Annotated in this window: 11 protein-coding genes; 2 read left to right on the forward strand and 9 right to left on the reverse strand. The window is 67.0% G+C overall.

Annotated elements, in window-relative coordinates; translation table 11 throughout:
• The first annotated feature begins 20 nt into the window (after positions 1 to 20).
• On the forward strand, positions 21 to 1,541 hold the full coding sequence (locus AC1VVG_RS34370; protein WP_482837600.1) for an efflux transporter outer membrane subunit: 1,521 nt from the start codon (positions 21 to 23) through the stop codon (positions 1,539 to 1,541).
• Here AC1VVG_RS34370 and AC1VVG_RS34375 read toward each other — a convergent pair.
• From AC1VVG_RS34375 to AC1VVG_RS34400, 6 genes are all read right to left on the reverse strand, one after another.
• Positions 1,519 to 2,979 (reverse strand): heavy metal sensor histidine kinase, encoded by a 1,461-nt coding sequence (locus AC1VVG_RS34375; protein WP_034190977.1) that lies wholly within the window; start codon positions 2,977 to 2,979, stop codon positions 1,519 to 1,521. The genes AC1VVG_RS34370 and AC1VVG_RS34375 overlap by 23 nt on opposite strands.
• A complete protein-coding gene (locus tag AC1VVG_RS34380) occupies positions 2,976 to 3,653 on the reverse strand; it encodes a heavy metal response regulator transcription factor (RefSeq protein WP_034190976.1) in 678 nt (225 codons plus the stop codon). Before AC1VVG_RS34380 ends, AC1VVG_RS34375 begins: the two co-directional genes overlap by 4 nt.
• Positions 3,654 to 3,812: 159 nt before the next feature.
• The gene (locus tag AC1VVG_RS34385) at positions 3,813 to 4,928 is read right to left on the reverse strand and encodes a Rieske 2Fe-2S domain-containing protein (protein WP_049034100.1); all 1,116 of its coding nucleotides are present in this window, start codon (positions 4,926 to 4,928) and stop codon (positions 3,813 to 3,815) included.
• Between the two features lie 24 nt (positions 4,929 to 4,952).
• Positions 4,953 to 6,653, reverse strand: coding sequence for an NAD(P)/FAD-dependent oxidoreductase (locus tag AC1VVG_RS34390; RefSeq protein ID WP_034190975.1), 1,701 nt, complete (start codon positions 6,651 to 6,653; stop codon positions 4,953 to 4,955).
• 44 nt (positions 6,654 to 6,697) lie between these two features.
• Entirely contained in the window at positions 6,698 to 7,738 is a 1,041-nt protein-coding gene (locus AC1VVG_RS34395; protein ID WP_482837648.1) for a monodechloroaminopyrrolnitrin synthase PrnB family protein, read from the reverse strand.
• A 50-nt stretch (positions 7,739 to 7,788) separates the two neighbouring features.
• Complete coding sequence (locus AC1VVG_RS34400) at positions 7,789 to 9,405, reverse strand: tryptophan halogenase family protein (protein ID WP_034190973.1); 1,617 nt, start codon at positions 9,403 to 9,405, stop codon at positions 7,789 to 7,791.
• Positions 9,406 to 10,187: 782 nt separating this feature from the next.
• Between AC1VVG_RS34400 and AC1VVG_RS34405 the strand changes: the two genes are divergently transcribed.
• Positions 10,188 to 10,790: a LysE family translocator gene (locus AC1VVG_RS34405; RefSeq protein ID WP_069706594.1), complete on the forward strand. Its 603-nt coding sequence runs from the start codon at positions 10,188 to 10,190 to the stop codon at positions 10,788 to 10,790.
• Between the two features lie 147 nt (positions 10,791 to 10,937).
• Here AC1VVG_RS34405 and AC1VVG_RS34410 read toward each other — a convergent pair whose 3' ends face one another.
• The 3 genes from AC1VVG_RS34410 to AC1VVG_RS34420 form a co-directional block, all read right to left on the reverse strand.
• A complete protein-coding gene (locus AC1VVG_RS34410; RefSeq protein WP_226194254.1) occupies positions 10,938 to 11,783 on the reverse strand; it encodes an IclR family transcriptional regulator in 846 nt (281 codons plus the stop codon).
• Between the two features lie 99 nt (positions 11,784 to 11,882).
• A complete protein-coding gene (locus tag AC1VVG_RS34415) occupies positions 11,883 to 12,209 on the reverse strand; it encodes an H-NS histone family protein (protein ID WP_034190970.1) in 327 nt (108 codons plus the stop codon).
• Between the two features lie 87 nt (positions 12,210 to 12,296).
• Positions 12,297 to 13,592, reverse strand: coding sequence for a polysaccharide pyruvyl transferase family protein (locus AC1VVG_RS34420; protein ID WP_063851158.1), 1,296 nt, complete (start codon positions 13,590 to 13,592; stop codon positions 12,297 to 12,299).
• Positions 13,593 to 13,599: the final 7 nt, after the last annotated feature.

The following is a 13,599-nucleotide window of genomic DNA, read 5'->3' on the forward strand; positions in this document are numbered from 1 at the left end:
CCTCCCACGAGATGCCTGCCATGCGCCTTCTTCATCCGCTCCCGTTCGCTCGCCGCATCGTCGCGCTCGGCGTTGCCGCCGCACTGACTGCCTGCTCGACGCTGCCGCCCTATTCACCGCCCGCCGTCGCGGTGCCCGCCCACTACGCGGGCGCACCGGCCGCGCAAGCCGGCTGGCACGTCGCGATGCCCGCTGACGCCGCCGCGCGCGGCGCGTGGTGGACCGTGTTCGACGACGCCGACCTGAACGCGCTCGAAGCGCGCGTCGACGTGTCGAACCAAACGGTGAAGAAAGCGATCGCCGATCTGCAGCAGGCGCGCGCGATGGTCGACTATCAGCACGCCGGGTTCCTGCCGACGATCACGGCAGGCGTCGCGCAGAGCCGTGCGCGCGTGTCGCAAAACCGGCTCGGCTCGTCGCTCGCCGGCAAGACGACGCCCGACTACCAGGCCGGCGTGGCCGCGAGCTGGGAACCCGACGTATTCGGCCGAGTGCGCGACGCCGTAGCGGGCGCGCAGGCGAACGCCGCCGCGAGTGCAGCCGACCTGCAGGCCGTGAAGCTGTCGGTCACGGCCGAGCTCGCGACCGACTATTTCGCGCTGCGCTCGCTCGACACGCAGAAGCAGCTGCTCGACGATACGGTGCGCGCCTACTCGGATGCGCTGACGCTGCTCAAGCAGCAGCTCGCGGCCGGCGCGATCGACGCATCGGCGGTCGCGCAAGCCGAGACGCAGCTCGAATCGACCCGCACGCAGGACACCGACATCGACGCGTCGCGTGCGCAGTTGCAGCACGCGATCGCGACGCTCGTCGGCGAAAGCGCGTCGACGTTCGCGCTGCCGCCGCGCGTGCAGGCGTTCCGCGTGCCGGCGATTCCGGCCGGCGTGCCGTCGCAACTGCTGGAGCGGCGGCCCGACATCGCGGCGGCCGAACGCCGGGTCGCGGCCGCGAACGCGCGGATCGGCGAGGCGCGCGCCGCGTTCTTCCCCGATCTCGTGCTGTCGGCGAGCGCCGGCCTCGAAAGCGCGTTCTTCGCGCCGTGGCTCGCCGCACCGAGCCTGTTCTGGTCGCTCGGCCCGCAACTCGCCGGCACGCTGTTCGACGGCGGCCGTCGCAGCGCATCGCTGCGCGGCGCGCACGCGCAGTACGACGGCGCGGTCGCCGACTACCGGCAGTCCGTCCTCGTCGCGTTCCAGCAGGTCGAGGATCAGTTGTCGGCGCTCGATGCGCTTGCGTCCGAAGCCGGCAGCCAGCAGCGCGCGACCGACGCGGCCGACCTGTCGCTGCGGCTGACGACGAATCGCTTCAACGCGGGCGCCGTCAGCTATCTGGACGTGGTGACCGCGCAGACGATCGCGTTGACGAACCGGCGCACGGCCGATCAGATCGACGCGCGCCGGATGGAGGCCGAAGTCGCCTTGCTGAAGGCGCTGGGCGGCGGCTGGCAGGCGGGCGCGGACGTGGTATCGAAAGCCGGTACGATGGAACGAGCAACAGCCGCTCAGCCCGCCCCCGCCGTCACGCCGCCGGCGGCCGGTTGAACGTGAGCACGAAGCGCGTGCCGCGCGCGTCGCTTTCGACCTGCGCGGTGCCGCCGTGCAACTCCATCACCGAGCGCACGATCGCGAGGCCGAGCCCCGCCGTGCCGCCCGGCACACCGCCGCTGCGCGCGGGGTCGCCGCGCACGAACCGGTCGAAGATTCGCGGCAGCAGCGCGGGATCGATCGGCTCGCCCGGATTCTCGACGACAACGTTCACCGCCTCGGCCGTTTCGTCGACACCGAGCGTAATGACGCCGCCGGCGGGCGTGTAACGCAGCGCGTTCGCGAGCAGGTTGCCGACGGCGCGGCGAAACAGCTCGACATCGGCGGTCAGGTGCCCCTGCCCTTCGACGCGCAACGTCGAGCCCGCTTCGTCGGCAAGGCCCTCGAAATACCCGGCGATGCGCTCGAGTTCGTCGCGCACGTCGAACGCGCGCTGCCGCGTGACGAAGCTCGGATGCTCGGCGCGCGCGAGAAACAGCACGTTCTCGATCATCCGTGCGAGACGGTCGTATTCCTCGAGATTCGATTCGAGCAGCGTCTGGTACTCATCCACCGAACGCGGCCGCGCGAGCGCGACTTCGGTGGCGCCGCGCATGTTGTTCAGCGGGGTGCGGAGGTCGTGCGCGAGGTCGGCGCTGAATTGCGACAGATGCGCGAATGCCTGCTGCAGGCGGCCGAGCATCGCATTCTGCGCATCGACGAGCGCACGCAGCTCGGGCGGAGCGCGCGACGCGTCGAGCCGCGTGTCGAGCTTGTCGACCGTGATCCGGCCGGTGTTGTCGACGATCTCGCGCAGCGGCGCGAGCGCCGTGCGGATCAGCCAGTAGCCGAGCAGCAGCGCGAACAGCGCGCCGAGCCCGCCGGCGAGCTCGAGCCGGTCGCGGTAGCCGTCGAGCAGGTCGGCCCGGTCGCGCATGTTGCGCGCGATCGCGATGCGGATCGGCGTGCGGTCGCCCAGCGCCGCCTCGATCACGACGCCGCGCATCGGCGTGCCGCCGCCGGCCGTCCACGTGACGAGCCGGTCGGCCGTGATCCGGTCGTTTGCCGGAACCGGCACCGCGTGCGGCGCGAACAGCTGCACGTCGGCGAGCGGAACCGATGCGGCGGCAGGCGCGTCGTCGAGCGCGGCGAGCCGGACATTGTGCCGCGCGAGCACCTCGCCCCGCGCATCGACGACGGCCATCGACAGCGCCTCGTTGCCCAGCACCTGGCTCGTCAACCGCTCCGCGTGCGCACGCACCGCCTCGAGCGACTCGAGCTCGCCCGCGAGCCGGCGTGTGTGGCGCGCGGCCAGCACGATGTCGAGGTCGTCCTGCGTGTTGACCTGCCGCTCGAGGCCCGCATACACATACGTCCCGACGAGCGCGAACGACGCGAGCGTGGTCGCGGCGAACGCGAGCGCGAGCGTCGCGGCAAGCGAGCGCGGGCGCATCATGCGTCGTCCTTCGGTTCGAGCACGTAGCCGACGCCGCGCACGGTATGGATCAGCTTGACCGGAAACGCGTCGTCGATCTTCGCGCGCAGGCGCCGGATCGCGACCTCGACGACATTGGTGTCGCTGTCGAAATTCATGTCCCACACGTACGATGCGATCTGCGTGCGGCTCAGCACCTCGCCCTGCCGGCGCGCGAGCAGTTGCAGCAGCGAGAATTCGCGCGGCGTGAGGTCGATGCGGGTGGCGCCGCGCTTCACGCGGCGGCGCACCACGTCGATTTCGAGATCGCCGACCGTCAGGTGCTCGGTCTCGCGCGGCGGCCCGCGACGCGCGAGCGTGCGGATGCGGGCGAGCAGCTCGACGAACGCAAACGGCTTCACGAGGTAGTCGTCGGCGCCGAGTTCGAGGCCGTGCACACGGTCCTGCACGTCGTCGCGCGCGGTCAGGAACAGCACCGGTGTCGTGTGCGTGTCGCGCAGCCGCTTGAGCACGGCCCAGCCGTCGAGCACGGGCAGCATCACGTCGAGCACGATCACGTCGTAACGCTCTTCCTGCGCCAGCATCAGCCCTTCGCCGCCGTCCTTTGCGAGATCGACGCTGAAGCCCGATTCCTCGAGCCCCTTCTTCAGGTAAGCGCCCGTCTTCGGTTCGTCTTCGACTATCAGGATGCGCATGGCCGGCTCCGTCGCTAGCGTGGGGACATCCGGCGATGTTACCCGGAAATGGCGCCACGGCTTCGCTGCGTGCAGGCGCGCACGGCGTTGATGACAAAACCGTAATCAGCCGGTCAGCGTGGCGAGATCTTCTTCGCGACGCGGCCGAACCCGGTCCGGCTAGAGCCGCCGGCTCGCGTATTGCCGCTCGCTTGCGCCGGCGCGGTCGACCCAGCCGCGGTAGAACGCGCGGTACTTCAGCACGAGCTTGTCGTACTTGCTGTACGCGCCGCCGCCGTCCGGCTTCATCCCGTTCCAGATCTTGACGTCGTACCCCGCGGCCTGCCGGGTCTGGAGCCCGAACAGCAGGTAGTCGGTCGCGCGACGCAGGAGGCCGCCCGCCTTCCGGATCGAGATGAGCATGTGCATGACGTTCTTGCCGTCGCTCACCGGCGTCACGCACTGCAGCAGCTTGTATTTGACGTCTCCGTCCAGCGCGACGGTCATCACGCACCCGCCGGGGTAGCCGTCGAAGTGCAGGTTCATCTGCGACATGTTCATGCCGAGCGCGCGCGACAGCATGCCGAAAGGCCCGAAGTACCGGTCCACGGTGAAATCGATCCCGGCACCGAACCACGCGCCCGCCCGTGCCAGCGACTCGACCTCCGGCCACGGGCGCCAATCGTCGAAGAGCTTGAGCTCGAAGGCCGATATCGGCAGCGCGTGGACGGGCGCCGCGTGCTGCGCGTCGTAGAAATTCTCGACGATCCGCAACACCGCCGTCGTCGTCTCGAACGCGAAGTGCAGGTGCATGAAGTCGCCGTTGTCGACATCGGCCGCGGCGATTTCGGGCAGCGGGTGCAGCGGCTGCGCGGAGCCGTACCAGACCCACACGTAGCCGTACCGCTCGGCCGTGACCCACGTCGGCTGGCGCGCCCCGCGCGGGACCGGCTCCAGGCGGCACACCGCCGGGCTGTGGCCGGGGATATGCACGCACTGGCCGTGCTCGTCGTACCGCCAGTGGTGAAACGGGCACCGGATGCACCCGTCCTCGACCTGCCCGTCGGCCAGGTTCGCGCCAAGGTGCGCGCAGTGGCGGTCCATCACCACGGCCCGTCCCGACGCGCCGCGCCATGCGACGCACGGCTGGCCGAAGAGCGTCAACGCCGCCGGCTTGTCCTTGAGGTCGGCCGTGCGCATCGCGACGTACCAGCTCGCGGCCACGCGCGTGGTCGCGTCGTATGCCGCCGCCGGATGCGCGCCGGCACCCACCTGATTCAATTGAATGTCGTCGATCATTTCGATTCCGGGGTCGGGCGACTACTTCAGCGCCAGGCCGATGCGGGTCGTGACGTACGCCCTGAGCAGCGCGAACATCGGGTTGTAGTCGAAATACCTTTTCACCTCCGCCGGCGCGCTGGTCTGCGTCCAGTGCAGCAGCTTCATCGCCGGCAGCAGGCTGTACTTCGAGTTGTTGAGCTGCGGCCTGGCCCCGGTGATGCAGTATCCGAAGCCGAACATCGGCTTGGCGAACTCGCGTTCGTTGATGAGCGCGTGAATCCGCGCCGCGGCCTCCCCGGCCGGCTTGCGCCCGGCGCTCACGGCCTCGACCTCGGCCTTGGCGTCGTTGAACAACTGGTAGTACCCCTCCATGTCCGCGCACAGGAACCCGAGGTACGGCGCGTCGTCGTCGAGGCGATCGAGGTCGCGCTCGTCGCGCGACGCGCGGAACCGCGCGTGGGCTTGCACGAGCCGGAACTGGCCGAGGATCGTGCCGACCGCCCACAGCCGGTGGAACGCGTCCCACAGGCGAAAATCCGAGAACGCCGTGTAGCAGCAGCTGACGAAGTCGTCGTTGTGGTCCAGCAGCTTCTGCTGGAGCCGCTCGATGTACTCGAAGCGCTCGGGGGAGAAGTCGTCGTCGCGCAGCGCCTTGATCAGGCGCGCCGCGAGCGCGTGGATGGTCACCGCGGTGTTCTCGAGCCCGCGGGAGAAAAGCGGATCGATGAACCCGTTCGCGTGCAGCATCAGGCAGTAGCGATCGCCGACGCACGCGCGCGACGAGAACTGCAGGCGGTCGGTCCTGACCCAGTCGCGCACCGGCACGGCGTCGCGGAACTGCGCCGCGATGCTCGGGAACCGCGCGAGGAATGCGTCGAATTCCTGCTGCGCGGGGATGTCCGTTTTCGGGTGGACACGCGGGTCGAGCTGCAGGCCGACGCTCACCAGGTTGTTGGTCGACCGCGGGTGGTTGTTGAACGGAATCACCCAGAGCCAGCCGCCCTCGAACATGTGGTGCAAGGTCCCCTCGTGCCAACGCCAGCGCTGCCCCTTCACCTTGAAGATGTCGTCGAACGGCTTGACCCCGAGCATGTGCGTGTAGAGGCTGCGCGAATGCGTCTTGAAGCGGCATGGCTCTTCGCGCAGCGCGAACTTGGTCGCGAGCGGCGCGCGGGGCCCGCCGCAGTCGATCATGTACCGGCCGGTGAACCGTTCGCCCTGGGCGGTGGCCACCGCGACGCCGTCCTTGTCCGCGTGGTATTCCGTCACGGTCGTCTTCTGGCGGACCGTGCAGCCGTATTTGATCGCGGCTTGCAACAGGTAGGCGTCGACGTCCTGCCGGTAATAATGGCTCTCCGGCCCCCACGGCAGTTCGGGGATGACGCACTGCGTGAACTCCTTCGGATCGTGCTCCTCGCCGGGCTTGTGGAATACGAAGCCGAAGTTGCGCTTGATGCCCGTGCTCGATGCGACGTACCGCTGCGTCGCATAGAACGACGTGATGTGGTCAAGCTCCGGAATGCCGTAGCGATCGGCGATGATGCGGTTCATCAGGGACGTCTCGGGGATCGACGATTCGCCGATCGTGAACCGCGGGTGCGACGACTCCTCGATGATCAGCACGCGAAACCGTTGCCTGGCCAGGATGGCGCCCATCTGAGTGCCCGACATGCCCGAGCCGAGAATGATCACATCGAAGTGGTTGCTGTCGCGCCCGTTCGCGGGGCTCTGCTGAGTCATGGGGGCACACTCTCCTGGTGAGATGGAACACATGGCCGCGCGCGTCAGGCGCCGGATTCGTCGAGCGCGGCGCGCACGCGCGATCGCGCGGCACGCGTGAGCGTCAGCAGATCGCCGAGCATGCTGGGCGCGTACCCCCCGCTGCCGATCGACGGGCCGTTTTTACCGGCTTCGTATGCGCGCTCCGCCAATTTGACGTGAGGCGCCCGGAAGTGCAGCAGGACCTCGAATACGCGGTCGAGGGCCGCCAATCCGGCCGCGACGGGCTCGCCCCGCGCACGGGCCGCTTGCGCGTCGCCGAGCGCACGGTCGACGAGCGACGGCTGCCCGGCGAACCGCGCGTAGATCGCCCTGAATGCGGGCAGCACGTAGGGCAGGTACGTCTCCTTGAATTCCCGATACGCGTGATGGTCCGATTGCGACCCCCACAGCACGTGCTCCAGCACGAAGAGCGGCATTTCGACGGCGCCGGGGCCGAGGTAGCTGCGGCCCCCCACTCGAATCGGCTCGTAGAACGGGCGAAGCTCGTCGTAGAAGACCTGCAGCGAGATGAAGCGGTACGCGTAAACAATCGAGTCGACCATTTTCCGCAGATAGGCCGCCAGCGCGTCGCACCCTTGCGCGAACGCGGGTGCCTGCAGCGGCACGTCGGACAGCTCGACGGTCAACGCGATGGCCGCCTCGAGCGCCGCCATCGAGAGGCGCACGCTCTCGAGCAGGTGCGCTTCGTCGCGCAGCCCGGTGTAGCTGCGCTGCGCGTCGGCCGCCGCCGGGTTCCAGACCGTCACATGCAGGAGCGTCTCGCGCGGCGGCAGGCCGGTCGCGCGCGCCAGGTCGAGCAGCATCGGCTCGAGCCCGGGCACCGCGTCCACTGGCTCGTGTCCGTGCCGCTTGAGCGACCCGAGGAAGAACCCGATATCCCGCATCGCGGCCGCGGCTTCGACGAAGCCCCAGCCCGCAGGCATGCCGCGCACCGGAAGGAACGCGCGCAACAGGCCGACGATGCCGGGCACGTCCCGTTGACGGTTCAGGCCGGGCAGTTGCAGGACGAACGCCCGCGCCTGCAGCGGATCGCACGCCGCCACGGCGTCGTGCGTGGCCGCGATGGCGCGTACCCGGGCCTGGGTGCTGTCCACTACAGGATCTCCGGCGCCGCGAGCGTCGGCCCGGGCTGGCTGCGAGACAGCCCCGCGTGGCCCTCGCGCAGCGAGCGCAGGTAATCGTGGTTCGTCGGCAGGCTCTTTCGCAGATGCTCGGCCTCGCGCCGGATCCGGGCGAACATCGCCTCGGCCTTGTCGATCGACTCCGGCCGGTGCCGCAAGAGCGGCAGCGACCGGTCCGGCAACAGCCCCAGGCCGGCAAATATGCAGTAGTAGTTGCCGTTCAACCAGAAGTTCTTGAATTCGTAGTCGAAGGTGTCGTAGTACGTCGAATCGTCGAACGACGCGGTGGTCAGCGGCAGCCCCGCCTTGTAGCGTTCGACCTTTTCCTGGATGGCGTCCGAGAGCCGCAGGTCGTGCCGGTTCGCGCGCCAGAACGGGGTGTCGTCGCGCGACGTGGTGAAATAGTGCGCCTGGACGAAATCCCGGCAGTCGTCGAACATGTAGACGATTTCGGCATTGAATGCGTCGGTCAACCGCGGGTCGAACGACGTGTCGGGGAAGTGCTTCACCAGCTGGTAAAGCGCCGCGTAGATGAAGTAGATGCCCGTCGATTCCAGCGGCTCCAGGAAGCACGACGACAACCCGATGGAGACGCAGTTGTTGACCCACGCCCGCCGGTTGCGCCCGACCCGGAACTTGATCTGGTTGAGCGGCTGCTCGTCCGAGAGCCCCCAGAGGTCGAGGAAGTCGGCGGTGGCCTGGTCGCGCGACGTGAACTTGCTCGAGAACACGTAGCCGCTGCCGAACCGGCCCAGCATCGGGATCTTCCAGGTCCAGCCCGAGTTCATCGCGATCGCCGAGGTGTACGGCTCGATCCCCACGCGCGCGTCGTCGGCGGGCACCGCGCTCGCGACCGCGCTGTCGCACAGCAGGTAGTCGGACATGTCGATGAACGGCTCCTTCAGGGCCTGGTTGATCAGGAGTCCCCGCATGCCGGAGCAGTCGATGAACAGGTCCGCTTCCAGCGTCCGCCCCTCCTTGGTGGACAGGCTGGAGATATAGCCGCGATCGTCCAGGTGAACCTGCTCGACCTCGTCGACCACGCGCTTCACGCCGCGTTCGACGGCCCAGCGCTTCAGGAAGTCGGCCACCAGGTGCGCGTCGAAGTGCCACGCGTGGGACATCTGGCGGGTGCCGTCGGCCAGGCACGGTGCCAGCTTGGCGTCCAGCGCCTCGGTCTGCGGGTAGCAGGCGTACGCCATCGGCTGCTGGAAGCCCTGTTCGCGCTTGCGCAGCCAGTAGTGGGTAAGCGGCACGCCGTCGCAGTTCGGCACGTTGCCGAACAGATGATAGAAATGATCGCCGGGCGCGCGGTCGGGCGACTTCCGCCAGTTCACGAACCTGATGGCAGACTTGAACGCGCCATTCACCTGGGGCATCCACTCCCGCTCCGGTATTCCGAGAAAGTCGAAGAACACCTTCTGCAGACTCGGAATGGTCGCCTCGCCCACGCCGATCCGGGGAATCGCCGCGGATTCGACGAGCGTGATGTTCGCCTGCTGCTGGAGTGCCCGGACGAGGTACGAGGCGGACATCCAGCCCGCCGTGCCGCCGCCCACGATGACGATATTCCTGATCGGATTACTCATGACACGCTTCCCATGGGATTGAAAACCTGAATGGATAGTGCCGCCTTTTCGAATTGAACCGGCAAATTGTTCGGCAACGCGTCACAACATGACGCCACCCATCATGACAAGTCAAATCGCAAAGACGCGGTTAATTGAAGCGAATTCAATCAACAATGCGAATCCCCATCGAATGCGGCGGCACACCGCGCAATGGATTCAGCCTCGGCAGATTGACTTGCCGATTCGACGATCGCCGTTAGTGCACGGCCATGATCAATTGCCCTGATTGCCAGCAGGATTGATACGCCATGCACTTGACCGCTGCGGCACACCTTAACAGCGTTCAGGACGGCACGCCGAGAAAAATTTCATATCAATCTAAAGTTATCCAGAGAAATTATAAATCCCGCAAAATATCGACGAAATGCTGCACAACGATCGATTTAATTTCTCAAGCCAAATGAATTCTGTTTTTTATTTAAATCGCATAAACAAGTACCCAATTTTACAAAAAAACGCGAAATGACCGACCTAATTAACAGGAAAGAAATAAAGCCCTCTTCATTTCCAAAACAACGAAGTCGATCTTTTCGAATTTCGGCAGTTTTGATGCCGACCTGAAAATAATCCGACTCGTCGCCGGAGAAATTCGTCATCATGTGTCCGGGCGGACACGAAGGCCATGCAATGAAAACGGGCACGTTCCCGAAAGAGCGGATCGCCTCTGCACTGAAGCATTCCAGCGGCGCCCCGGCTTCGGCCGGACGCGAACCGCGACACCGACGAATCGAGGAGGCCGCGTGCCCATCCAGGAAGCGTTGCTGAAGATGTCGATGTACGTCTCGCTGGTGCTGATCGTGCCGGGGCCGACCAATACGTTGCTGCTGTCGTCCGGGCTGAAGGTCGGCCTGCGCGGTACCTGGCCGCTGGTGATCGCCGAGGCGCTCGGCTACGCGATCGCGATTTCCGTATGGGGATTCTTCCTGGCCGCGTTCGCTGCGGGCCGGCCCTGGCTGTATGACGTGGTCAAGCTCGCGAGCTCCGTCTACATCTTTTTCCTCGCGCTCAGGATGTGGACGCATAGCCGCGTGCTGCAGGACGTACCGATCGCGCCGGTGAGGTTTCGCGATGTGTTCGTCGCGACGACGATGAACCCGAAGGCGCTGCTGTTCTCGAGCACGCTGTTTCCGTTGGAGGCGTTCAGGTCGGCCCACTATTTCGCATGGACGCTCCTCGTCTTTCTGGTCGTGCTCGCGCCGATCGGCGTGGGCTGGTCGTCCCTCGGCGGGCTCCTGACCTCGCAACGCGCGTGGGCCGGTCGAACGTCGACGCTGCTGCGCGGCGCCTCGCTCGTGCTGTTGATGTTCTCCGGCACGCTCGTGTACTCGGTCGTGAACCGCTGACCGCAGGCTGCCGATCGTCGCGACGCGTGAGCACGCATCGCGCCGCGACATGACCGCGACCGCCCTGAGCGCGGCCTGGCGCAGAGCCGGCGCCGCTTCACGGTGAGTTCGCCCTCTCCGTCGGTACCCGGAACGATTCCCGCCGCCCTACGTGCATGCCGCGCCACGCGCCGGCATGTCGACGGCCGATTGCATGAACCGCTGATCGACCGTCGCGGCGATGCGCTGGGCCGTTTCGTACAACGCCGCGCTGATCTGCTTGACCGACATCGCGCCCGCTTCCCCCGACAGCGCGAGGTACGGGCACGCGAGGATCGCGATGGCCGAACCCGACTTGTCGACGATCGGCGTCGCGATATCCGTGATGCCGGGAATGCGTGCGTTGGGGCGGCAGAGATAGCCGTCGACCAGATGGGGCGGCAACGTGTCGTCACCGGGCGGCGGATTGCGCGACCCACCGGCGTGCCCGTCGGCCCGCGACAACCGGGCCCGCACGTCTTCGTCCTGAAAGGCCAGGTACATCTCGCCCGCCGCGCTCCCGTGCAGCGGCATGCGCGTGCCGACGCGGACCGCGATGTTCCATTCCGTCTCGGCGCCGGCCGTCGCGATGACGATCATCGTGTCGCCGTCGAATACCGCCAGGTAACACGACTGGACCGTCTGCAATGCGAACTGTTGCAACAGCGGCGTGACGAGCGCGCCCAGCGATCGGGTCGGCGCATGATGCTGCCCGAGAAAGTAAAGCTTCATGGTGAGCGCGTACCGGTCGTAGCGATCCACCCGGTAGATGTAACCGCGATCCTCGAGCACCTGCATCATCCGGTACAGCTCGCTTCGGCTGCGTTTCAACGCGCGGCAGATGTCCGCCTGCGCCATGCCGTACTGGCGATCGATCAGCAGCTCGAGGATATCGAGGCCTTTCTCGAGCGCCGGGGCGCGATAGCTCGTCTTCTTCCTGGGTCCCGGGCTGTCCGGGGGAGCGACCGGGTCCATGTCGGGATTCCGCATATGCCGCATTGCCTCTAAATTCAGTTCATTCGAGTCATGCCGGATCGCCCGGCGTCGCTTCAGGACGCCGTTGCCGACCGGCCGTCAGCGCGTTTCCGGCCACCATGGCTGCGGCGTCTCGCGGATCAGGTAGTCGTCGAGATTCTTGCCGGCCAGCCACCGGGGACGTGCGCCCTTCCCCGACCACGAGCGGCCGGTGTTCGGGTCGTAGTATTTCGCCGGCGCCTTCTGTTGCCGCGCCTTGATGAAGCCCGCCGCGCGCAGCAGTTCGATTTCGGTGATGCTGAACTGCCGGACGTACTCGGCGATCTCCTTGAGTCGGGCCTGCTTCTCCTTCTGCCGGACTTCTTCGACGATCAGGTTCAGTTGACCCAGTTGCTGTTGCAGTTCGCGAATGGTGGGACTTTTCATTTGACAGGTTCAAGCGAGACTCGACAGGTTGCCGTTCGACCCCGCGCGGCGCGGCTTCGAACGGGGTAAAAATGGCGGAATACCCGCTCACGACGGCTGAATCGCGTGGATCACGCCGCGCAGGTTCCTGCACGACGCCTCCTTGACGCGCGGCAGCGCGGCATGCACCTGGTCGCGCAGCTGGGGAAGCTCCGACACGAAGCGGTCGAGCACCGCCGCCAGGCGCGTCGCGCGCATCGCTTCGTCAGGCTTCATCAGGAAGGTGTCCGGCAGCCCGAAATGACTGAAAAGGCCCTGGAACTTGTCCTGGTAGGTCAGCGCCGCGACGGGCACGCCCATGCCAAGACTGGCGATCGCGAGATGCATGCGGCCCGTCACCACGCCGTCGACCTGCCCCGAAATGGCCTTCAGCTCGGCCGCCGACATGCGGGTGCGCGGGTAGTACAGCCGGTCGCCCATCTTCTCGGTCAAGGCGTCGTGCAGTGGTTCGAGACAGGTATCGTCGCCGTCGCGGCCGCGATAGTCGTGAGACAGCAGCACGACGCTGACGCGATGCCGCGCCGCGAGCCCGTGAAGCGCCTCCTGCGCCGACGCGACGAGCGCCGCGATATCCGTGTCGCTGGCCCGGCGAATCAGCATCGGGTGCAAGTTGAAAGCGATCACGATGTCGCCGGCCGCGCGCCGCGATTCGACCCACGATGCCGTCCCCCTGACGCAATCCGACGCATGGTCCGGCTGAAGCATGAATGCGGAATCCGCCACCAGCTCGGCGGGCGCCGAACTGAAACGCCTGAATCGGTCGAGCGACACGCCGTCGCGCACATTGACCAGCAGCCGCGCGTCGATCTGGTCGAATGCATGCCTCAGTTGCCGGTACGGCTGGCGGTTGAAGCTGAAGCCGAGAATCGTGCCGGCCACGCCGCGCCGGACCAGCAGGTCCGCCGTCGCCAGCAACCGCAGCGACGTCATCGGCGAGTAGTAGCCGTCCATCACGTCCGCGCCGATGACGACCACCGCGCTGGGCTGCAATGCGGCCAGCCGTTCGACGGTGTCCATCAGGCGCCACGGCTCGCGCCATGCGTCGACCGCCTGAAAGCCGAGCCGGGTCGCGGCGTCCGCCGCCTCCGGCGTGGCCGTGACGACCGACACCCGCAACGCGCCGTTCGCAACACGCAACCGCTCGACGACCGCGCGCAGCATCGCTTCGTCGCCTTTCGAGCCGACCAGCGTCCACGGGTCGCACGGCAGGACCAGCAGATGGGCGCCGGGCGCGGCGGCGTCGCTCGCGGCACGCCGTGCGGCCTCGCGACGCCATTGCAGCGTCAGTCGCGTGACGTACAGCCGCACGCGCAGCCGCTGCTTCAGATCGGCCAGTTTCGACATGTTCGAT

The sequence above is a fragment of the Burkholderia sp. L-4 genome, assembly GCF_056856535.1.

What these genes read in the sequence shown, in the direction of transcription:
- AC1VVG_RS34415 (WP_034190970.1), bottom strand. Translation starts at nt 12,209, where the DNA reads ATGAAAAGTCCCACCATTCGCGAACTGCAACAGCAACTGGGTCAACTG.
- AC1VVG_RS34400 (WP_034190973.1), bottom strand. Translation starts at nt 9,405, where the DNA reads ATGAGTAATCCGATCAGGAATATCGTCATCGTGGGCGGCGGCACGGCG.
- AC1VVG_RS34420 (WP_063851158.1), bottom strand. Translation starts at nt 13,592, where the DNA reads ATGTCGAAACTGGCCGATCTGAAGCAGCGGCTGCGCGTGCGGCTGTAC.
- AC1VVG_RS34375 (WP_034190977.1), bottom strand. Translation starts at nt 2,979, where the DNA reads ATGATGCGCCCGCGCTCGCTTGCCGCGACGCTCGCGCTCGCGTTCGCC.
- AC1VVG_RS34380 (WP_034190976.1), bottom strand. Translation starts at nt 3,653, where the DNA reads ATGCGCATCCTGATAGTCGAAGACGAACCGAAGACGGGCGCTTACCTG.
- AC1VVG_RS34390 (WP_034190975.1), bottom strand. Translation starts at nt 6,653, where the DNA reads ATGACTCAGCAGAGCCCCGCGAACGGGCGCGACAGCAACCACTTCGAT.
- AC1VVG_RS34410 (WP_226194254.1), bottom strand. Translation starts at nt 11,783, where the DNA reads ATGGACCCGGTCGCTCCCCCGGACAGCCCGGGACCCAGGAAGAAGACG.
- AC1VVG_RS34370 (WP_482837600.1), top strand. Translation starts at nt 21, where the DNA reads ATGCGCCTTCTTCATCCGCTCCCGTTCGCTCGCCGCATCGTCGCGCTC.